We start from the raw sequence: 19790 nt of genomic DNA, 5'->3' as shown, positions 1-19790 counted from the left end.
GCCGCGGTCTGGGCCGAGGTCAGGGCCGCGACCTGCGCGGCCTTCAGCGCCGCCGTCGCCGCGGTCGTCAGCACCGACACCTGCGCCGTCGACATCGCCGCCAAAGCGGCGCTGCTCAGCGCGGCCGCCTGGCCGGAGCTCAGGGCGTGAACCTGGTTGGTCGTCAGAGCCACCGCTTCGGCCGTGGTCAGCGCGCCGATCTGGCTCGAGGTCACTGCGGCGATCTGCGCCGTCGACAGAGCGGCGAGGTCGACCGTCTCCATCGCCGAGATCTGGCTCGTCGTCAGAGCCGCGAGCGCGCCGGTGGTCAGAACAGCCGCCTGGGCGGAGGTCAGCGCCACCACGCTGGCGCTGCTCAGCGCCGCCGCCTGAACGGAGGTCAGCGCATGCGCCTGATCCGTGGTCAGCGCCGCGGTCTGGGCCGAGGTCAGGGCCGCGACCTGCGCGGCCTTCAGCGCCGCCGTCGCCGCGGTCGTCAGCACCGACACCTGGGCCGTCGACATCGCCGCCAAAGCGGCGCTGCTCAGCGCGGCCGCCTGGCCGGAGCTCAGTGCGTGAACCTGGTTGGTCGTCAGAGCCTCCGCTTCGGCCGTGGTCAGCGCGCCGATCTGGACCGAGGTCATTGCGGCGATCTGCGCCGTCGACAGCGCGGCGAGGTCAACCGTCTCCATCGCCGAGATCTGGCTGGTCGTCAGAGCCGCGAGCGCGCTGGTGGTCAGAACAGCCGCCTGGGCGGAGGTCAGCGCGACAATTTCGGAATTGGTCAAAGCCGCAGCCGACTTCGACGTTAACGCGTGAATTCCGTCGGTCGTCATGGCTTGAATCTGGCCTGAACTGAACGACGCGATCTGATAACCTTGGAGCGCCGCGACCTGAGACGTCAGCAGGGCTGAGACTTCGCTTGTCGCCAGGTTCGACGCCTGCGTCGAGGTCAGACCAACGATCGCCGACACAGACAGCGAACTGATTTTCGATCCAAAGGCGACGATCGCGTCTGTCCGAAATGCGCTGACTTGCGTCGATTTGAGCGAAGCCGCCTGCGCTGTGCTCAGCGCGGCGATGTCAACCGTGTTCAGCCGGGAAATCGAGAGCGTCGAAAGCGCGGCGATCTGGGTGGTGGTCATGGAAGAGATGATGGACGTCATGGCGCGGCGAGCCTTGCAGGTTGACTGTTTCGCTCTGATCGCAGCGCGAAAGCGGTCTTCTCGGAATGGAATCTCCCGAACACGCGTCCGGGAACGGCATGGATTGGAGAAGACATGGCTCGCGCGAGCCTCGCGTCGGAAAAGCCTCATGCTTTCGGGATAAAATACCCGATTCCAACGCCGCGCTGACGTTCGGACATCCGCAGGCATGAGCCAAACGCAAGACGGTCCGAGGCTATCCGCACATGGCGCGAAGCTAACCGGCGCGGGTAAAGCTTTCGTTAAAGGGAGGCCATCCGAATCTTTCAGGCGCCGCGCCAATAAAAACACCGGGAAACCTGGTAAACATGCGATTTGGAACTGAGTGTCATTCCTGCCGATCCGGGCGGAGCCAAGCCTGCGGCTTTCCTGTTGCGCTGTCGCACTGCGCCGACTATTGCGGCGTCCTGTAGGGCGAGCGGAGGGGCAATGACGGACGCGGATCTGGCCTGGACGGCGCTTGAGCCTTTCGAAATCACCTTCGCGCCGCCCTTCCTGACCGCGCGTTTTTCCGCGCCGCAGCGCACGCTCGGATGGTCGATGTCGCGACCGGGCTTCGCGCTGGCGCGCGAGATCGTCTGGGTGGAAGTGCGCAACGCCGACCTGAGCCTCGACGTCGATCCCGACGCATTTTTGCGCGCGAAACTGGCGAGCGCCGGCTGCCCGGAGGCGCTGGCCTTCATGACCTCGCGCGACATTTCAAACCATCACGTCCGGCTCAGCCATGCGGAGGATGTGCGCGCCGCCTGCCTGACGACCGTCGGTCTGTCGAATGGCGAGCGCGTGGGCGCCCGTCAGCGGGATCGGGTGTTTCCGGGCACAATCAACACGCTTGTGCATGTGTCGCGCCCCCTGAGCGACGGCGCCTTCGTCGAGGCCCTGTCTATCGCCGTGCAGGCGCGAACGGCGGCGATCCTGGAAACGCGGCCCGCCCAGGACGAAAAGCCGATCACCGGCACGGGCACCGATTGCGTGATCATCGCCGCGCCCTGTTCGGGGCCGCCCCTGCGCTATGCGGGCCTGCATACCGCCGTGGGCGAGGCGCTGGGACATGCGGTCTATGAAGCCACCCACGAGGGCGCGCTGGCCTGGAACGCCGAATTTTTGGGCTGATCAGAGATCGAGCGGCAGGACGAAGGCCGGCGCGTCGCCTTCAAATTCACGACCGCGGCCGATGGCGTCGATCGCGTCGACCATACGACCTCCGCGGCCCAAAAAATCGTCGGCGAGCGACACCAGCAGCCGGTTGGGCGTGGCGATGGGGGACACGCTGCGCAAAGCCTCGGCTAAGGCGCGCTCCTGTCCCGGGGCGCGGGCGCAGGCGATGATATAGGCCGCGGCCGGCGAGCGGCTCACCCCCATCCAGCAATGGATCAAAACATCTTGATCCCGCGCGCAGCCGGCTCCGAACTCCAGAATCGCCCCTGCTACGGCCTCGTCGGGCGGCACAAGGCCCGGTCCGGGGGCGGTGACATCGTTGAAGGCCAGGATTTTATGATCGACCGGCAGCGGGCTCGCATCGAAGATCACCAGTTGCCAGGGCGCGAGCAGGGAAAGCGAACGTGAAAAATTATGTTTGGCGGCCAGGCTCTCGACGTGGCAAAGGGGGCTGACGATGATCACGTCCCCTTCCTATCGTCCCCCTCGACAGGAAGTCAACGTAGCCCTGAGCCCGAGATGATCCCTGCGCAAGCCGCCGACCTGATCGCCCAAATCCAGTACACGCCGCGCCCGGACGACGGTCCGCGCCGGGCAAAAAGCCTGATGATCCAAGGCACCAGCTCCGATGTCGGCAAGAGCATGGTGGTGGCGGGCCTGTGCCGGGCCTTTTCGCGACGCGGGCTGGTGGTGCGCCCGTTCAAGGCGCAGAACATGAGCAATAACGCCGCCGTGGCCGCCAATTCCGACCTGCCCCCCGGCCCCGACGGTTTGATGCCGCGCGGCGAAATCGGCCGGGCGCAGGCGCTCCAGGCCCGCGCCTGTTTCGCGGAACCGTCGATCCACATGAATCCGGTTCTGCTGAAGCCGCAGAGCGACATTGGCGCGCAGGTGGTGTTGCGCGGCCGGGTGTTGGGCAATTGCCCCGCCAAAATCTACCATTACATGCGCCGCCAGCTGATGCCGGCCGTGGTCGACAGTTTTGAGCGGCTCGCGCGCGAATCCGACCTCGTGATCGTCGAGGGCGCAGGCAGCGGCGCCGAAGCCTATCTGCGCTCCTCCGACATCACCAACATGCGTTTCGCCGAGGAAGCCGACCTGCCCGTCATCTTCCTCTCCGACATCGACCGCGGCGGGACCATGGGCGCCATTGTCGGCACCTGGGCGCTCTTGAGCGAATCCGACCGCGCCCGCGTCGTCGGCTATATCGTCAACAAGTTTCGCGGTGATTTTTCGATTTTCGAGCCGGGCTGCGTCACCATCACCGAGCATACCAACTGGCCATTTCTCGGCGTGCTGCGCTGGTTTCCCGCCGCCGAGCGCCTGCCGGCGGAGGATTCGCTGGCGCTGGAGCGCGCCGCCGCCGGTAGCCAGGGGAAACTCAAAATCGCCGTGCTGCGGCTGCAACGCGTCGCCAATTTCGACGACCTCGACCCGCTGGTGGCGGAGCCGGACGTCGACCTGCAATGGATTCAACCGGGAACCGCCATTCCCGGCGATGTCGATGTGGTGATCATTCCAGGTTCGAAATCGACGCGCACCGAACTGGACCTGATCAAGCGCGAGGGCTGGGACATCGACATCCGCGCCCATGTCCGCCGGGGCGGACGCGTGCTCGGCCTGTGCGCCGGCTACCAGATTCTGGGGCGCGTGGTGCGCGATCCCCAAGGAATTGAGGGCCCGCCCGGCGAAACCGAAGGGCTTGGCCTGCTCGATCTCGAAACGGAAATGTCGGACGAAAAGCGCCTCGTCGACATTGACGCGCTCGACCACGTGACCGGCGTGCGCGTCACCGGTTACGAAATGCATATGGGACGCACCACCGGCCCCGGCCTGGAGCGGCCCTGGATGATCCTGGATCACGGCGACGGCGCGTTCAAGCCTGAGGGCGCGGTTTCGCCTGATGGACGCGTGGTCGGCGCCTATGTCCACGGCGTTTTCGGCGGCGACGCGTTCAGGTCCGCCTGGTTGAAGCAATTGGGGGCGCAAATCTCGCATCTGGCCTTCGAGGAGCGCGTCGAACACACACTGGAGGCGCTGGCCGACCATATCGAGGCCAATCTGGACCTCGACGCCCTTTTGAAGCTGGCGCGATAGAATGCGGACCATCTGTCTGATCGGCATGGGCCCCGGCGGCCCCGAATTTCTCACCGCCCAGGCGGTCGAGGCCTTGCGCTCATGCGACGTGTTTTTCCTTCTGGAAAAACAGGGACGCGGCAAGGAGCTTTTGGGCGACGCGCGTCGAAAAATCCTCGACCTGCATCGCGGTCCCGGCGCCTATCGCATCGTCACGGCGGAAAGCCCGCCGCGCGCCCCGGCGCAGGAGGGGTATCTCGACGTGGTCGCCGATTGGCACGCGCAAAAGGCCGAGATTTTCGGCAAACTGTTCGCGGAGCATTTGAAAGACGGCGAAAAAGGCGGCGTGCTGGTCTGGGGCGATCCCGCGCTTTACGACAGCAGCATCGCCATCCTGCGCCGGGTCCAGGCGCAATATCCCGGACAATTCGCGGTGGAGGTGACCCCCGCCGTCAGCAGCCTGCACCTGCTCGCCGCGCGGCACGCCATCTCGTTGCACGACATCGGCGGCGATTTTTTGGTGACCACGGCGCGGCGGCTGCTGTCCGGCGCCGCCAAGGGATTTGATTCCATCGCCGTGATGCTCGATTCCAACGCCGCCTTCGCCCAGATCGACCCCGAAAATTTTGATATCTACTGGGGCGCCTATCTCGGGACCGAGCACGAGGTTTTGGAGTCCGGGCCACTGAAGGAGATCGGCCCTTCGCTCGCGGAAAAGGTGCGTCTCGAAAAGGAGCGCCACGGCTGGATTCTCGACATTTATCTGCTGCGGCGCCGCGCGGAGCCCGCCGCTTGACGGCCAGGATCGTCGTATCAGGCGCCGGCTCAGGCTCAGGCAAAACCCTTCTCACGGCAGGGCTGATCGGCGCCCTGCGCCGGCGCGGTTTTCGAGTACAGCCGTTCAAATGCGGCCCCGACTATATTGATCCCGGCTGGCTGAGCGCGGCGGCCGGGCGACCCTGCCGCAATCTCGACGCCTGGATGCTCGGGGTTTCCGGCATACGCGACAGTTTTGCCCGGGCCTGCGCCGACGCCGATATCGCCGTGATCGAAGGGGTGATGGGCCTGTTCGACGGCGCCGGCTTTGACAGCGACGAGGGGTCCACGGCGGCCATCGCCGCCGCGCTCGGCGCGCCGGTCCTGCTCATTCTCGATATTTCCGGCGCGGCGCGCAGCGCAGCGGCTTTGGCGCTGGGGTTCGCGCGGTTCGATGAAACCAAGCCCGTGGCGGCGCTGGCGCTCAATTTCGCAGGGTCCGAAGGCCACGCGAAGGGCTGCGCCGCCGCCATTGCGCAAAAGACCGGCCTTCCCACCTTAGGCTGGATGCCCCGCAAAAACACCTTGACCATTCCCGAGCGGCATCTCGGACTCGATCTCGCCGCGCTCAACGAGGGCCGCGAGGCCACGCTGGCGGCCGTCGCGGAGGCCGTCGCGCAAAATTTCGATCTCGACGCTTTGCTGGCGCTGGCCCGCGCCGCCCCCGCCCTGCCCACGCAAAGTTTTTCGACCCAGAGCGCGGCGAGCGACGGTCCGATTCTCGCCTTGGCCAGCGACCCCGCCTTCTCCTTCTATTATCAGGACGACATCGACATTCTCGCCGCCGCGGGCGCGCGCGTCGTCCGCTTCAGCCCGGTCGGCGGCGACACACTGCCCGAGGGAACGGCGGGGGTGTTCCTCGGCGGCGGCTATCCCGAGCTTTTCGCCCGCGAGATCGCCGCGAACACCAGATTGTGGCGCGACCTGCGCGCCCTCCACGAAAAGGGCGCGCCGATCCTGGCGGAGTGCGGCGGCTTCATGGCGCTGACGGAAGCCCTGATCGATCTCGACGGCGTCCGCCATCCCATGGCGGGGCTGGTTCCGGGCGCCGTGAAAATGACGCAACGGCTTGCTTCACTGGGCTACCGCCGCGCGACGGCGCTGGTCGACACGCCGCTGCTGCGCGCCGGCGAAGATTTGCGCGGGCATGAGTTCCACTACAGCGTCTGGGAGCGCGAGGGCGCGCCGCCGTCGCCGGCCTGGCGCCTGCAGGGCAGCCGCGACGGCTCGCCCGTCGCCCTCGCCGGGCATGCCGAGCGTGGGCTGCTCGCCAGCTACGTCCACATTCCCCTGGCGCAACGGCTCGAACTCGCCGCGCGTTTTGTGGAGCAGATGCGGGCTTTCGCCAGCCCCCACGAAAACCTATGATCGAGGAGGATGCGCATGGAGCCGAAAGACAGCACCGCAAAAACGGGGTACATGGGGTTCACCAACACCGCCTGCCCGTTTTATCCCTGCCATCAAGGCGTCGAGCGCGAGTTCAACTGCCTGTTTTGCTACTGCCCGCTCATCGCCTATGACTGTCCCGGTCCCTATGGCGTGATCGTCGACCGCAACGGCATGAAACGAAAAGATTGTTCGGCCTGCACCCTGCCGCACAACGGCTACAAGAAGGCGTGGAATTTTATTCAGCGCTGGCTGGAGAAGCCGACAATCTGGGACGGAAGCGAGCAGGACCCCAGCCGCATCAAAGACGCGGCTTCGGAGTAATTTGGCCCATCGCCTCGGACAGGCGATCCAGCGCGGCGGGCAGCATCGGCCCGCCGCAGATGGTCAGTTGCTCGGGAATGACAATGCGGCTCTCGGGCGGATAGTTGCGGTCGAGCGCGGGATGCAGCAGCAACGCCTTACCCTGGTCTTCCGCGCTCGGCGCCGCCTCGGCCACCAGGATCAGGTCGGGTTTTGCGGCGATGATCGTTTCGAGCGAGACGAAGCCGCCGCTTTTCAGGCCCAGTTCGCCCGCCGCATTGGCGAGCCCGACCGTCGCCAGCAGCGACGACAGCAAATTGTTGGTTCCGGCGACCCAGCCGCGCCGCGACACCGCGAGGATTTTGGCATGTCCTTGCATGGCCGCCGCGCGAGCCCGGGCCGCCGCGGCGTCGATTTTTTCGTTGAGCGCGCTGGCGCGCTCGGGATGACCAACGATCTCGGCGACGCGGCGAACCTGCGCCTTGACCTCGTCAATGCTGCGGGGAACTTCGAAATCCACGATTTTTATGTTCTGGTCGTCGAGCAGGTCGCGCGTCGCCTTTTTTCCATATTTACCGGCGAGCACGAGATCGGGTTTCAACGCGATGATGTCCTCGGCCTCGCCCGTCAGGCGCGGATATTTTTTCGCGTCCTCCGCGAGCCAGGACAGGCTGGCGTCCCGGGAATAGGGACCGAGGCCGGCGATTTGTTCGGGGTCGGCCAGGGTCTGCAAAAGCTGGTCCGCGCACATGTTGATTGAAGCGATGCGCAGCGGCGCGGCTTGCGCGCCTCCCGCCAGCAGCGCCGCTAAGGCCAGGGCGCGGAAAGCAAGAATCATCGGGCGGTCCAGGGCACGATCACTGGTTCGCCGGCGTGCTCGCACCGAAAAATATCGATGGCGAAGACGTCGGCCAATTGCGCCGACGACAGCACGGCGTCCGGCAAACCCGCCGCCTCAAGGCGCCCTTCGCATAGCAACAGCACCCGGTCGGCGAAGCGGGCGGCCGCGCCGAGATCGTGGGTGACGACGAAGACCAGCGCGCCCTGGCGCGCCTGCTGGCGCAACAGCGTCATGATCGACAGCTGGTAGTGGGGATCGACGGAGGCCGTGGGTTCGTCGGCGAACAAGACCGGTGCTTGCGTCGCCAGCGCCCGCGCCACCGCGACGCGGCGGCGTTCGCCGCCAGACAGCTTTGTCACCGGCCGCTCCGCCATCGCCTGGAGATCGACGACATCGAGCGCCTGCTCGACGGCGAGGAGATCGCGCCCGGAGAGCCGGTCGGGGCGCGAGGGGCCGTGCGGAAAACGTCCGAGCCCGACGACATCGCGGACCGGCAGCGGCCAGTGGACGGAATCGTCCTGGGGCACATAGGCGAATTTTTGCGCGCGCTGGGCGACGGAAAGGCCGCGCACGTCCGCGCCGGCGAAAACCATGGCGCCGTCGCTGGGAATGAGGCCGGCCAAGGCGCGTAAAAGCGTGGTCTTGCCGGCGCCGCTCGGGCCGACCAAAGCGACCAGAGCGCCGCTTTCCGCGTTAAAACAGATGTTTTTCAGGACCTGCCGGCCGCCGAGGCGAACGCTGAGGTCGCGGACCTCAAAACCGCTCATGCCGCCGCGCCTTCAAGTTTCCGACGCTCGCGGAACACCAGATAAAGGAAGAACGGCACGCCGATGAGAGCGGTGAGCACGCCGACCTTGATCGAGGAGGTTGAGGGGATCAGGCGCACCGCAATGTCGGCGGCGAGCAGCAGCGCCGCGCCGGCAAAAGCGCTGGGCGCGAGCAGCCGGCCGGGATCGTGCCCGACCAATGGACGCATCAGATGCGGCACGACCAGGCCAATGAAACCGATGGTTCCGGAGACGGCAACGGAGGCGCCGACGCCGAGGGCGACGCCGAGAATGACCTGCAGGCGCAGCGCCGGGACATTGACCCCGAGGCTCTGCGCCGCCTCCTCGCCCAGACTCAGCACGCGAAACGCGTCGCGCCGGGCGAACAGCAAAACGGCGCCACAGGCCATGAACGGCCAGGCCAGCAGCACATGGCGAAAACTGCGGTCATCGAGCGAACCCAGCAGCCAGAACGAGATTTCCAGCGCCGCGAACGGGCTGGCAGCCAGATTGAGCGCCAGCGCCGTCGCGGCGCCGGCGAGGCTCGACAGGGCCAATCCAGCGAGGATCAGCAGCAGCAGGTTTGACTCGCGTCCGACAATGGCGACCAGGACGAAGGCGGACAGAAACGCCATCAGGATCGCCGACAGCGGCAAGGCGAAGGACAGGGCGTCGCCAAAACCCGTGGCGATGGCCAGCACCGCGCCGAAGGCGGCGGCCTGCGGCGCGCCGAACAGGGAGGGCGCCGCGAGCGGATTGCGCAGCAACCCTTGCAAGGCCGCGCCGGACAGGCCGTGCATGGCGCCGATTGTGGCGGCGAGCAGGGTGCGCGGCAGGCGAATTTCCTGGACAATGGCGCGCTGCGCCTCGCTGGCGCCGCCGAACAGGGCCTCGACGACCGTGTGGATCGGCAGATGCACGGCGCCGACGCCGAGCGAGATCAGCAACAAGACGCAAACCAGCCCCGGCAGCAGCACGTGGAGCAGCAGGGAACGCTCGGATGACAGCAACAAAAACCTCTTTTGCGGGCGGGCGCCTGCGCCAAGGCGCAAAAACCGCCTTTCGCTCGGGGCAAGCCGCCCGGGGAAGACGCGAATTCCGTGGCGCCGCGCCCGATTGCGGCGCGGAGGCGGATTTCTCTGTAATTGCGAATTTTTGTTTGCGCAAGAACGGTCGCGCCGGGTTGTTCACCCAGCGCCCGGCCGCTAACAATCATGCCACAGGACTGGCCCGGACTCGCAACGCATGTCTCTCGATGTCGTCATGGCCGGGCTGGTCCCGGCCATCCACGCGGCGCCGCGACGCGAACTGTTGCGGCATTCGTCCGGGCGCCTCGGCGTGGATGCCCGGGACAAGCCCGGGCATGACGTTCGTGACAGATGACCTCGCTAAGGGGCGAAATGGCGTCGAACGCAGTCTTAATCATCGGCGGCGGGATCGCCGGTCTGTGCGCCGCGATCGCGGCGCGCCGACTTGGGGTTGACGCGCACGTGCTGGAAAGCGCCCCGCGCGTGCTGCGCGGCGGCAATGCGCGCCACGCGCGCAATTTCCGCATCGCCCATGAAAAACCCGTCTGGCACACGCCCGACGCCTATTCCGACGCAGAGTTCTTGGCCGAACTGAGAAAGACTGGCTGCCCGGACGAGGTTTTTGCGCGCGGTCTGGTGGAGGAATCGGCTAGAATTGCCGACTGGCTGATGGGCTGCGGCGTCCTCCTGCAAGCCCCCGATGTGGGCGTACTGCCCTATTCCCGGCGCACCGCCTTTCTGCTCGGCGGCGGCAAGGCGATGGTCAACGCGCTCTACGACACCGCGTCGCGCCTCGGCGTCAGCTTCGATTACGAAAGCGAGGCTTTTGCTTTGACGGAGGTTTTGGGCGGCTGGGAAGCGAAAATTGTCTCCGGCGCCACGAAAAAACGGTTTTTTGCACGCGCGGTCGTCGTCGCCTCCGGCGGCCCCGGCGGCGATCCGAACTGGCGAAACGACCATATTGGCGAAGGCGTGTTGCTCCGCGGCGCGCGTTCTTCTAACGGTCGAATAATGCAGTTCTTGGCTGAACGTGGTTTTCGAACCGTCGGCGATCCCTCCTCCTGCCACATGGTCGCGGTCGACGCGCGCGGGCCCGAGGACGATGGCGGCATCGTCACCCGCATCACCGCCATCCCGCACGGGCTGGTGGTGGACCGCAACGGCCGGCGCGTGGAGCTGGCGGGGGCGAGCCCAAAAAAATCCCATTACGCCCAATGGGGGGCGCGAATCGCGGCGTGCGACGGCGGCCTCGCCTTTCTCATCCTCGACGCGCGCGGGCTTTCGAAAACCCTGCCGGCGGCGCTGGCGCCGATCCGGGCCGATACGCTCGATGCGCTTGCCGCGGAGCTGGGGCTTGACGGCGCCGCGCTGGCGGAGAGCGTTCCCTTTGTCGAGCCGCCATTTTTCGCCTTTCCCATGCGCGCTGGCCTGACCTTTGTCCATTACGGTCTGGCGGCGGATGCGAACATGCGGCTCTCGCGAGAGGGGAACGCAAACCTGTTTGGCGCGGGCATGATCGTCGCGCCCAATTTTTTCACGCGGGGCTATATGGCCGGGCTGGGATTGACGCTGTCAGCCGTCACGGGACGGCGCGCCGGGGAGGCCGCCGCGCGCCATGTCCTCAGCTGATGAAACCGATCGCATCCTGCGGATTTGCGCCGCCTGCATGTATTGCGATGGCCTGTGCCCGGTGTTTCCGGCGCTCGCGGGCCAGCGCGACAATTTTGGCGAGGCATATCTAGCCAATCTCTGCCACAATTGCCGCGCCTGCTGGCATGCCTGCCAATATGCCCCGCCCCACCCCTTCGCCGTCAATGCGCCAGCCGTGCTGGCCCGGGCGCGGCGACAAACTTACGCGGATCACGTCTGGCCGCGCCTCTTGCGCCACGGTTTTGAACGACCGGCGCTCGGCGCGGCTTTTTTCGTCGCCGCGACATTTTTGGCGCTGGCGATTCTGACGTTTGCCGCCTCGCCCGGACAGGCGGGTTTTTACTCTGTGGTCCCCTGGGGCGTGATGGCGGGGCTTGGCGGCGGCGCCCTGCTTTTTGCGACGGTCAGCATGATCGTCTCGACGCTGCGGTTCTGGCGGACGATTTCCGCCGATCTCGCCCCCGGCCCGCTCGGCCCGGCGCTGTGGCGGGCCGCCACGGACATTGTCACCCTGCGCCATCTCGATGGAGGCGGCCCCGGCTGTCACGACGTCGGCCCCGGTTTTTCGAGGCGGCGCAAAATCTTTCATCACCTGATGGCCGGCGGCGTGCTGCTGGCTTTCGCTGCGACCCTCGTCGCCTCCGCCTACCAACATTTTTTGAAGTTCGCGCCCCCCTTCCCGCTTGCCAGCCCGCCGGTGCTGCTGGGGCTGGCCGGCGGTCTCGGCATTGTCGCGGGCGCGGCGGGCCTGCTGGCGCTCGAAACGCGGATGGAGCGCGACGTTTCGGAACCCGGCGAAACCCAGCTCAACGTCACTTTCCTGATCGCGCTGCAACTCGTGACCCTGAGCGGGCTCGCTTTGCTGTTTTTCCGCGACACCCCGGCGATGGGACCGCTGCTGCTGGCTCACCTCAGCCTTGTGACCGGCTTTTTTCTCGCGCTGCCCGCAACCAAGGCGCTGCACGCGCCGTTCCGCGCCGCCGCGCTGCTGCGCCACGCCTTTTCGCGAAAGCCCAAAACCCGCGCTGTCGCGTCCGATTGACAAGGGGGCCTGTCTCGGCCAAGTAGGCGCCGCGACGGTCCTCGCGCAAAATGCGCAGGCGCCCTCGGCAAGCCGAAAAAAGCTTGAACCGAAAGCCTCAAACCCGTCCAGACCTGGAAGACTTGGGGACGTCTCGTTGGGGGCGCGTAAACCCGCCCCGATGGGAGTGAGCGTCATGTCGAGCTATGACTATATCCGCGAAGGCGACGAAATCTACCGCCGCTCCTTCGCCATCATCCGCCGCGAGGCGGATTTGGCTCGCTTCACGCCGGGCGTCGAAGAGCGCCTCGCCGTGCGCATCATCCACGCCTGCGGCATGACCGATGTCGCCTCGGACTTGGCCTTTGCCACCGGCGCGGCGGAAGCGGGCGCGGCGGCTTTGGCGGCCGGAGCGCCGATTTTTTGCGATGCGCAAATGGTCGCCCATGGGGTGACCCGCGCCCGCCTGCCCGCCAACAACGAAGTGATTTGCACCCTGTCCGACCCGCGCGTACCGGAGCAGGCGAAGGCGCGCGGGCTGACCCGCTCGGCGGTCGCCGCCGATCTCTGGCGGGATCGGCTGGCCGGCTCGGTCGTCGCCATCGGCAATGCGCCAACGACATTATTCCGCCTTCTCGAAATGTTTTCCGAGGGCGCGCCCATGCCGGCCTGCATTATCGGGATGCCCGTCGGCTTTGTCGGCGCCGCCGAATCCAAGGACGCGCTGATCGATTTTAGGGGCGCGCCGCATCTGGTGGTGCGCGGACGGCGCGGCGGCAGCGCCATGGCGGCGGCGGCGATCAATGCGCTCGCGAGCGCGAAGGAGTGAGCGTGTCGGGTCGTCTTTATGGCATAGGTCTGGGTCCGGGCGATCCCGAACTTTTAACCGTGAAGGCCGTGCGGCTGCTGAAAAGCTGTTCGGTGGTCGCCTATTTCTGCAAGTCCGGCCGGCGCGGCAATGCGCGCGCCATCGCCGACCGCTGGATTCCGGAAACTTGCGAGGAATTGCCGCTCGGCTATCCGCTGACCACGGAAGTTCCGTTCGACTCGCCCGAATACGTGTCGGCGCTATCCGGCTTTTACGAAGAGGCGCGGGCAAAACTGGCGGAACGGCTGCGCAACGGCCAGGATGTCGCGCTTCTCGCCGAGGGCGATCCGCTGTTCTACGGCTCGTTCATGCATTTGTTCATCCGCCTCAAGAACGAGTTTGACACCGAGATCGTGCCTGGAGTCACCGGAATGGCGGGCTGCGCGGCGGCGGCGGGCGCGCCGATGACCTGGGGCGACGATATCTTGTCCGTGCTGCCGGGCACCCTGCCCTACGAAGCCCTGGTCGAGCGGCTTCAAAAAACCGACGCCGCCGTGGTGATGAAGCTCGGCAAGAATTTTCGAAAAGTGCGCCGCGCCTTCGCCGAGACCGGCCGCTTGGAGCGCGCCATCTATGTCGAGCGAGGCGCCATGCCGGACCAAAAAATCATTCCGCTGGCCGAAAAAGTCGGCGACGACGCGCCCTATTTCTCGCTGATCCTGATGCCGGGACAGGGGCGGCGGCCATGACCGGAAAAGTTTATGTCATCGGTCTCGGGCCGGGGCCGGCGCATTGGCTGACCCCCGAAGCCAGCGCCGTCCTTGAACAAGTGACCGACCTCATCGGCTATTTTTCCTATGTTGACCGCATCGCGCCCCGGCCGGGCCTGACCATCCACGGCAGCGACAACCGCGTCGAACTCGACCGCTCCCGCCACGCGCTGGAGTTGGCCCTTTCGGGAAAAATCGTCGGGGTGGTCTCGGGCGGCGATCCCGGCGTGTTCGCCATGGCGGCGGCTGTGCTGGAGGCGGTCGAGAATGGACCTGAGGAATGGCGCGCCCTCGACATCGAGGTTTTGCCAGGGGTGAGCGCCATGCAGGCGGCGGCGGCGCGGCTCGGGGCGCCGCTGGGCGGCGATTTCTGCGCCATTTCGCTCTCCGACAATCTAAAACCGTGGGAGCTGATCGAGCGCCGTCTCAAGGCCGCGTCGGAGGGCGATTTCGTCGTCGCGCTCTACAATCCGGCGTCAAAGGCGCGGCCGAAGCAGATTTTCGACGCCTTCGATCTGCTGCGGACCCTGCGTCCGGCTTCGACGCCCGTGGCTTTCGCGCGCGCGGTCGGCCGGCCCGACGAACGCATCGTCCTGACGACGCTGGGCGAGGCCGATCCGGGCGTGGCCGACATGAGCACGCTGGTCATGATTGGCGCCACGACAACGCATCTGATCGCGCGGCCGGACGGGCTTCCCTTCGTGCTGACCCCACGCTCCTATGAGGCCGGACGGTGAGCCTCGATCCACGCCAGCGCGTCCTCGATGTTTTCGAACACCGGGCGCTCCGGCGTTTTGGGGCGGCGGATCATCACCACCTGCAGTTTTTCCGCGCGCGCCCCGTCGATTTTGGCGCGCGTCGCCTCGCCGCCGGCGTTCTTGCTCACCACAATGTCGATGCGTTTTTCGCGCATCAGCGCGATCTCATCCTCGACCGTGAACGGGCCGCGCGCCAGCACGAGATCGAGCGAGGCGGGCAGCGCCCCGGCGTCGGGCGCGTCAATGGCGCGCAACACGAAATGATGGTTTTGGCCGGCGAAGGCGCCGGCCTGCTGGCGGCCGATGGCGAGAAACACGCGTTTCGGCGTCTCTCCCAGCGCGACGGCGGCCTCGGCGGCGGTGTCCACCTCGATCCAGTCGTCGCCCTCGCCGGCAACCCAGGGCGCGCGTGTGAAGGCGCACAGCGGTGTGTTCGTCGCCCCGCAGGCTTGCGCCGCATTGCGCTTCATCTGCGCCGCGAACGGATGGGTGGCGTCGATCACCGCGTTGATGCGCGCGTCGCGAAGGTAGGACCTCAAACCTTCGACGCCGCCAAAACCGCCGATGCGCGTCGGCAGCGGCATGGGAGCGGGATTTTTGGTGCGCCCGGCGAGCGACAGGATGGCGTTCAGGTCGGCGCGCGGCGCGAGCGCCTTGGCGAGCAGAGTCGCCTCGCTGGAGCCGCCAAGAATCAATATGCGCATAAAACCCCTTCGAGGTGTGGATCATGAGCGCGCCCTGGCTGACCATTGTGGGGCTCGGCGAGGACGGGCTGCAAGGGCTGTCCTTAGCCGCGCGGGAGCGGATCGCGCAAGCGCGTCTCGTCGTTGGCGGCGCCAGGCATTTGCAGTTGATCGGCGAGACCGCGGGCGAGCGCCTCGCCTGGCCTTCGCCTTTGCAGGAGGCGTTTCCAAGAATTTTAGCGCGACGCGGCGAACCCGTTGCGGTGCTGGCTTCCGGCGATCCGTTTTTTTTCGGCGTCGGTTCGCTGCTGGCGCAGATCGTGCCGCCCGCCGACATTTTGTGCCTGCCGCAACCCTCCGCTTTCAGCCTCGCCGCCAGCCGGCTTGGCTGGGCTTTGCAGGACTGCGCGCTGGTCACCCTGCACGGCCGCGCGCTGGAAAAGATTCTTTCGCACTTGCAGCCGGGCGCGAAAATTCTCGCCCTGTCCTGGGACGGCGAGACGCCCGGCAAGCTGGCCGCCCTGCTGCGGGAAAGGGGCCTGGGCGCTTCAAAACTCACCGTTTGCGAAGCCATGGGCGGCCCGCGCGAACTCTTGCGCACCGCGCCGGCGGACGGGTTCGATATCCAGGGAATCGATCCGCTGAACACCATCGCCCTCGAAGTTTTGGGCGACGGCGTTCGCATTCCCCCAAAAACGCCTGGGCTTCCCGACGACTGGTTCGAGCATGACGGCCAGATCACCAAGCGCGAAATGCGCGCGCTGACGCTGTCGCAACTGGCGCCTCGGCCTCGCGACCTGCTTTGGGACGTCGGCGCCGGCTCCGGCTCCATCTCCATCGAATGGCTGCTTTTGGACCCGTCCACCCGCGCGCTCGCCATCGAGAAAAACCCCGAGCGTTGCGCGCGCATTCGCCGCAATGCGGCGTCCCTTGGCGTTCCGCATCTCACGCTTGTGGAGGGCGAGGCCCCCGACGCCTTGCACGGCCTGGAACAGCCCAACGCCATTTTTGTCGGCGGCGGTTTTACCGCACCCGGATTGATCGACCTGTGCTGGTCGGCGCTGGCGCCGCGCGGGCGCTTGGTCGTCAACGCCGTGACGCTGGAAAGCCAAGCCGACCTGTTCGCCGCGCAGCGCCGTTTCGGTGGCGAACTGGTCCAGTGTCAGTTCGCCCATGCCGACGCGGTCGGCCGTTTTCGCGGTTTTCGCCCGCTGATGCCGAGCGTGCAATGGAGCGTGACGAAATGAGCGTGGCGGTGGGCGTCGGCTTCAGCACGCTGGCGACGGCGCAGGCCATCGCGCGCGGCGTGCGCCTCGCTCTGGAGCGCGCGGGAATGAACGCCGACGCGCTGCACACCAGCGCGCGCAAACGCGACAGCCAGCCGCTTCGGGAAGCTGCGGACGCTTTGCGAATGAAACTCGTCTTCCACGATGAGGCCGACTTGCAAAAGCGCGATGCGGAGGTGGTTTCGCGCTCGGCGCTGGTCATGGCGCTCGCCGGCGTCGGCAGCCTCGCCGAAGCCGCCGCGCTCGCCGGCGCAGGCGAAAATTCGCGCCTGATCTTGGAGAAATTCAGCCTGAACGGCGTCTCTTGCGCCGTCGCCATCGCCTCGGAGTTGTAATGACCGTGCATTTCATCGGCGCCGGACCGGGCGCGGCGGACCTCATCACCCTGCGCGGCCGCGACCTGATCGCGCGCTCGCCCGTCTGCCTCTATGCGGGCTCGCTGGTGCCCAAAGCTTTGCTCGACTATTGCCCGCCGAACGCGCGCATCATCGACACCGCGCCGATGAGCCTCGACCAGATCGAAGCCGAATTTTTGCGCGCGCACGAGGCCGGCGAGGATGTCGCCAGGCTGCATTCCGGCGACCTCTCGATCTGGAGCGCGCTCGCCGAGCAGACGCGGCGCCTCGACCGGCTCGGCATTCCCTATGATGTGACGCCGGGCGTACCCGCCTTCGCCGCCAGCGCCGCCTTGCTCCAGCGCGAACTCACCGTGCCCGAAGTCGCGCAGTCCCTGGTGCTGACCCGCACAAGCGGACGCGCCTCCGCCATGCCGGAAAGCGAGAGCTTGGCCGCTTTCGCCAAGACCGGCGCGACGCTCGCCATCCACCTGTCGATCCATGTGCTGGACAAGCTGGTCGCGGAACTGACCCCGATCCTCGGCGCGGATTGCCCCGTCGCCGTGGTGTTTCGCGCCTCCTGGCCCGACGAACAAGTTTTGCAGGGCACGCTCGCTGATATCGAGGCGAGTTTCGCCCTGGCGCCGGTCGAGCGCACCGCTCTGGTGCTCGTGGGGCGCGCTCTGGCTTCGAGCGATTTTCGCGAGAGCGCGCTCTACGATCCCGATTACCTGCGCCGCTACCGGCCGCAGCGCGGCGGCGCCGAATGAAAGGTTTTTTGATCGCCGCGCCGCGCTCGGGCGGCGGCAAGACGACCGTCGCGCTCGGGCTGATGCGCGCGTTGCGCCAGCGTGGCCTGCGCGTCGGCGCGGTCAAGAACGGGCCTGATTATATCGACAGCGCTTTTCATGGCGCCGCCACGGGGCGCCCGAGTTTCAACCTCGACAGCTGGGCGATGGACGATGCTCTGGTCGCCGGTCTCGCGGCGACGGCGGCGGAAGACGCCGACCTGCTGATCGCCGAGGGGGCCATGGGCCTGTTCGACGGCGCGCCAGGCGAACAGGCCCGCAACGGTTCATCGGCCACGCTGGCGAAAAAACTCGGCCTGCCCGTGGTGCTGGTGCTGGACGTCTCCGGGCAGGCGCAGACGGCGGCGGCCGTCGCCCATGGCTGCGCGACTTTTGATGCGGACGTCAAACTCGCCGGCGTGATCCTCAACAAGGTCGGCGGCGAACGGCATGTCCGGCTGGCGGCCTCCGCGCTGGAAACAGTCGGCTTGCCGGTATTCGGCGCCCTGCCCCGCGATGCCAAAATCGTGCTGCCTGAGCGCCATCTCGGTCTGGTTCAGGCCGCCGACACCTCCGATCTCGAAGCCAAACTCGACGCGCTCGCCGGTTTTGTGGCCACCCATGTCGATCTGGACGCGCTGCACGCCGCAGCGCGGCCGCTTTGCTCCTCGCCCTCGCGGAAAAATGCGCTGGAGCCGCCCGGTCAAAAAATTGCGGTGGCGCGCGACGCCGCCTTTTCCTTCCTCTATCCGCATCTGCTGCTAGGCTGGCGGCGGGCCGGGGCCGAAATTTGCTTCTTCTCGCCACTGCAAGACGAGCCGCCGCCGGGCGACGCCGATTTCTGCTGGCTGCCGGGCGGCTATCCCGAATTGCATGCCAGACGGCTGGCGAACGCCCGAAAATTCCTTGATGGCTTGCGCGCCTTTGCTTCGAAAAAACCGGTGCACGGCGAGTGCGGGGGCTATATGGCGCTCGGCGAATTTTTGGTCGACGCCGAGGGCGTTCGCCACCCGATGGCCGGCCTGCTTTCCGTCTCCACCAGTTTCGCCAAGCGCAAGCTGACGCTCGGCTATCGCAACGCCACGCTTGTGACGGATGGCGCGCTCGGCCCGCGCGGAAAAATTCTTTTGGGGCACGAGTTTCACCATGCGACCATCGAAACGCTCGGCGACGACCCCGCCTTCGCCCTCGCCTGCGATGCCCATGGCGGCGAAAAAAAGCCGGTGGGCTCCCGTCGCGGGCGCGTCACCGGCTCGTTTTTCCACGTCATCTCGGCGGAGTGACGATTCTGGACGAGGTGTCATGAAGCTTTGTCAGGCGCGATGTTGACCAGTCCCTGCACAGGCGTTTGTCAAATCGACAAGAGCGGTTTCTGTCGCGGGTGCGGGCGCACGCGCGAGGAAATCGGCGCGTGGCGCAATGCCGGCGAGGATTTTCGACGGCATGTCTGGGCGGAATTGCCGCAACGGCGCGCCGCGCTGGGAATAAAGTTATATCGCAAGGACTGGAGCGCCTCTGACGTGCGGGAGTTTGTGGTCGCCTCGTTGCGGCGCGGCGGCGTCTGGAGCGCGGGCGGCCTGGAGTTCCGGGCCGAGGGGAGCGAGGTCCAGGTCGAAGGCGGCGTCCTTCGCTGTGTTTCGCCCAGGGGCGCCCTTTCCTTTGCCTTGGACGGCTCCGCCTGCGCTTTCGCCACCGGCGAGGGCGACGACACCATCATCCTGGCGACGCCCCGGCGGGGAACCGCGCCTTCGGGGCTGAGACGGCTCGGACCTGACGTCGAGGCGGTTCGGGAACGGGACCGCACTGGAATTCTGTATGATCTTGGTTTTGGCGACGCCGGTTGCATATATTGTGTGCGCGCCACCAATCCCGGTTTGATCGCGCGCCTCGACACGCTCGCTGGCCGCGAGGGACGCGCCATCCTTGCGGAACTGTCAAAAAATTCGGCGCCGGATGGCGTTGTTTTGACCGGCATAGGCCGGATCGAAGTTTTTGGCGGTGTTCCTTTCTCAGGGGAAGGCACGCTCGAGATTTCGCCGACCTATGTCGCCTGCGCCGTCCTCACTCGCGGTTAGACGAGCGTAGCCGTCGATCTTTGGGCCCCGAGCGTGTACGACGACAAGATGGAGGAA

General features: G+C 66.5%; 20 protein-coding genes and 1 pseudogene. 15 read left to right on the top strand and 6 right to left on the bottom strand.

What is annotated here, in order from left to right; all coding sequences use genetic code 11:
* Positions 1–1145: pseudogene (locus tag GJ654_RS16480) on the bottom strand (beta strand repeat-containing protein); the annotation flags it as partial.
* Positions 1146–1613: 468 nt separating this feature from the next.
* On the opposite strand from GJ654_RS16480, the gene GJ654_RS16475 reads away from it, so the two are divergent.
* Positions 1614–2297: an adenosylcobinamide amidohydrolase gene (locus GJ654_RS16475; RefSeq protein ID WP_155447273.1), complete on the top strand. Its 684-nt coding sequence runs from the start codon at positions 1614–1616 to the stop codon at positions 2295–2297.
* Here the strand turns inward: GJ654_RS16475 and GJ654_RS16470 are convergent, their stop codons facing one another.
* On the bottom strand, positions 2298–2807 hold the full coding sequence (locus GJ654_RS16470) for a tyrosine phosphatase family protein (RefSeq protein WP_155447272.1): 510 nt from the start codon (positions 2805–2807) through the stop codon (positions 2298–2300). It lies immediately after the preceding gene.
* Positions 2808–2861: 54 nt separating this feature from the next.
* Between GJ654_RS16470 and GJ654_RS16465 the strand changes: the two genes are divergently transcribed.
* The 4 genes from GJ654_RS16465 to GJ654_RS16450 are packed head-to-tail and all read left to right on the top strand — an operon-like array spanning position 2862 to position 6944.
* Positions 2862–4439: a cobyric acid synthase gene (locus GJ654_RS16465; protein WP_155447271.1), complete on the top strand. Its 1578-nt coding sequence runs from the start codon at positions 2862–2864 to the stop codon at positions 4437–4439.
* Between the two features lies 1 nt (position 4440).
* Positions 4441–5214 (top strand): precorrin-6A synthase (deacetylating), encoded by a 774-nt coding sequence (gene cobF, locus GJ654_RS16460; protein WP_155447270.1) that lies wholly within the window; start codon positions 4441–4443, stop codon positions 5212–5214.
* The gene (locus GJ654_RS16455; protein WP_196305596.1) at positions 5211–6602 is read left to right on the top strand and encodes a cobyrinate a,c-diamide synthase; all 1392 of its coding nucleotides are present in this window, start codon (positions 5211–5213) and stop codon (positions 6600–6602) included. Before cobF ends, GJ654_RS16455 begins: the two co-directional genes overlap by 4 nt.
* Positions 6603–6617: 15 nt before the next feature.
* A complete protein-coding gene (locus GJ654_RS16450) occupies positions 6618–6944 on the top strand; it encodes a cysteine-rich small domain-containing protein (RefSeq protein WP_155447268.1) in 327 nt (108 codons plus the stop codon).
* Here the strand turns inward: GJ654_RS16450 and GJ654_RS16445 are convergent.
* Genes GJ654_RS16445 through GJ654_RS16435 form a run of 3 tightly spaced genes read right to left on the bottom strand, consistent with a single transcriptional unit; the run spans position 6922 to position 9541 of the window.
* A complete protein-coding gene (locus GJ654_RS16445; RefSeq protein WP_155447267.1) occupies positions 6922–7761 on the bottom strand; it encodes an ABC transporter substrate-binding protein in 840 nt (279 codons plus the stop codon). The genes GJ654_RS16450 and GJ654_RS16445 overlap by 23 nt on opposite strands.
* Positions 7758–8531: an ABC transporter ATP-binding protein gene (locus GJ654_RS16440; protein WP_155447266.1), complete on the bottom strand. Its 774-nt coding sequence runs from the start codon at positions 8529–8531 to the stop codon at positions 7758–7760. Before GJ654_RS16440 ends, GJ654_RS16445 begins: the two co-directional genes overlap by 4 nt.
* Positions 8528–9541, bottom strand: a complete 1014-nt coding sequence (locus tag GJ654_RS16435) for a FecCD family ABC transporter permease (RefSeq protein WP_246664791.1) — start codon at positions 9539–9541, stop codon at positions 8528–8530. Before GJ654_RS16435 ends, GJ654_RS16440 begins: the two co-directional genes overlap by 4 nt.
* A gap of 390 nt (positions 9542–9931) precedes the next feature.
* Between GJ654_RS16435 and tcuA the strand changes: the two genes are divergently transcribed.
* From tcuA to cobJ, 5 genes are all read left to right on the top strand, one after another.
* Complete coding sequence (tcuA, locus tag GJ654_RS16430) at positions 9932–11188, top strand: FAD-dependent tricarballylate dehydrogenase TcuA (protein ID WP_155447265.1); 1257 nt, start codon at positions 9932–9934, stop codon at positions 11186–11188.
* Positions 11175–12251 carry a tricarballylate utilization 4Fe-4S protein TcuB gene (gene tcuB, locus GJ654_RS16425; RefSeq protein WP_155447264.1) on the top strand — a complete coding sequence of 359 codons (1077 nt, stop codon included), beginning with the start codon at positions 11175–11177 and terminating at the stop codon, positions 12249–12251. The genes tcuA and tcuB overlap by 14 nt, the downstream gene beginning before the upstream one ends.
* 175 nt (positions 12252–12426) lie before the next feature.
* Complete coding sequence (locus GJ654_RS16420; RefSeq protein WP_155447263.1) at positions 12427–13059, top strand: precorrin-8X methylmutase; 633 nt, start codon at positions 12427–12429, stop codon at positions 13057–13059.
* Between the two features lie 2 nt (positions 13060–13061).
* Positions 13062–13787 carry a precorrin-2 C(20)-methyltransferase gene (locus tag GJ654_RS16415; protein WP_425540399.1) on the top strand — a complete coding sequence of 242 codons (726 nt, stop codon included), beginning with the start codon at positions 13062–13064 and terminating at the stop codon, positions 13785–13787.
* Positions 13784–14545: a precorrin-3B C(17)-methyltransferase gene (gene cobJ, locus GJ654_RS16410; protein ID WP_155447262.1), complete on the top strand. Its 762-nt coding sequence runs from the start codon at positions 13784–13786 to the stop codon at positions 14543–14545. The genes GJ654_RS16415 and cobJ overlap by 4 nt, the downstream gene beginning before the upstream one ends.
* On the opposite strand, the gene GJ654_RS16405 is transcribed toward cobJ, so the two are convergent.
* A complete protein-coding gene (locus GJ654_RS16405) occupies positions 14527–15270 on the bottom strand; it encodes a cobalt-precorrin-6A reductase (protein WP_155447261.1) in 744 nt (247 codons plus the stop codon). The two genes, cobJ and GJ654_RS16405, sit on opposite strands and share 19 nt — an antisense overlap.
* A 23-nt stretch (positions 15271–15293) precedes the next feature.
* Here GJ654_RS16405 and cbiE point away from each other — a divergent pair, with 23 nt between their 5' ends.
* From cbiE to GJ654_RS21610, 5 genes are read left to right on the top strand one after another with little or no spacing between them, the layout of a single operon-like run.
* Complete coding sequence (cbiE, locus tag GJ654_RS16400; RefSeq protein WP_155447260.1) at positions 15294–16496, top strand: precorrin-6y C5,15-methyltransferase (decarboxylating) subunit CbiE; 1203 nt, start codon at positions 15294–15296, stop codon at positions 16494–16496.
* Complete coding sequence (locus tag GJ654_RS16395) at positions 16478–16870, top strand: cobalamin biosynthesis protein (protein WP_155447259.1); 393 nt, start codon at positions 16478–16480, stop codon at positions 16868–16870. Before cbiE ends, GJ654_RS16395 begins: the two co-directional genes overlap by 19 nt.
* Positions 16870–17640, top strand: a complete 771-nt coding sequence (cobM, locus tag GJ654_RS16390) for a precorrin-4 C(11)-methyltransferase (RefSeq protein ID WP_155447258.1) — start codon at positions 16870–16872, stop codon at positions 17638–17640. Before GJ654_RS16395 ends, cobM begins: the two co-directional genes overlap by 1 nt.
* Entirely contained in the window at positions 17637–18941 is a 1305-nt protein-coding gene (locus GJ654_RS16385; protein ID WP_155447257.1) for a cobyrinate a,c-diamide synthase, read from the top strand. Before cobM ends, GJ654_RS16385 begins: the two co-directional genes overlap by 4 nt.
* A 39-nt stretch (positions 18942–18980) precedes the next feature.
* Entirely contained in the window at positions 18981–19733 is a 753-nt protein-coding gene (locus GJ654_RS21610) for a DUF1289 domain-containing protein (protein WP_155447256.1), read from the top strand.
* Positions 19734–19790 lie beyond the last annotated feature (57 nt).

Origin of the sequence: Rhodoblastus acidophilus (assembly GCF_009720655.1) — a bacterium.
In the GTDB taxonomy this organism is placed as follows: Bacteria; Pseudomonadota; Alphaproteobacteria; order Rhizobiales; family Beijerinckiaceae; genus Rhodoblastus; species Rhodoblastus acidophilus_A.
This window is presented reverse-complemented; position numbering and strand designations above follow the sequence as displayed.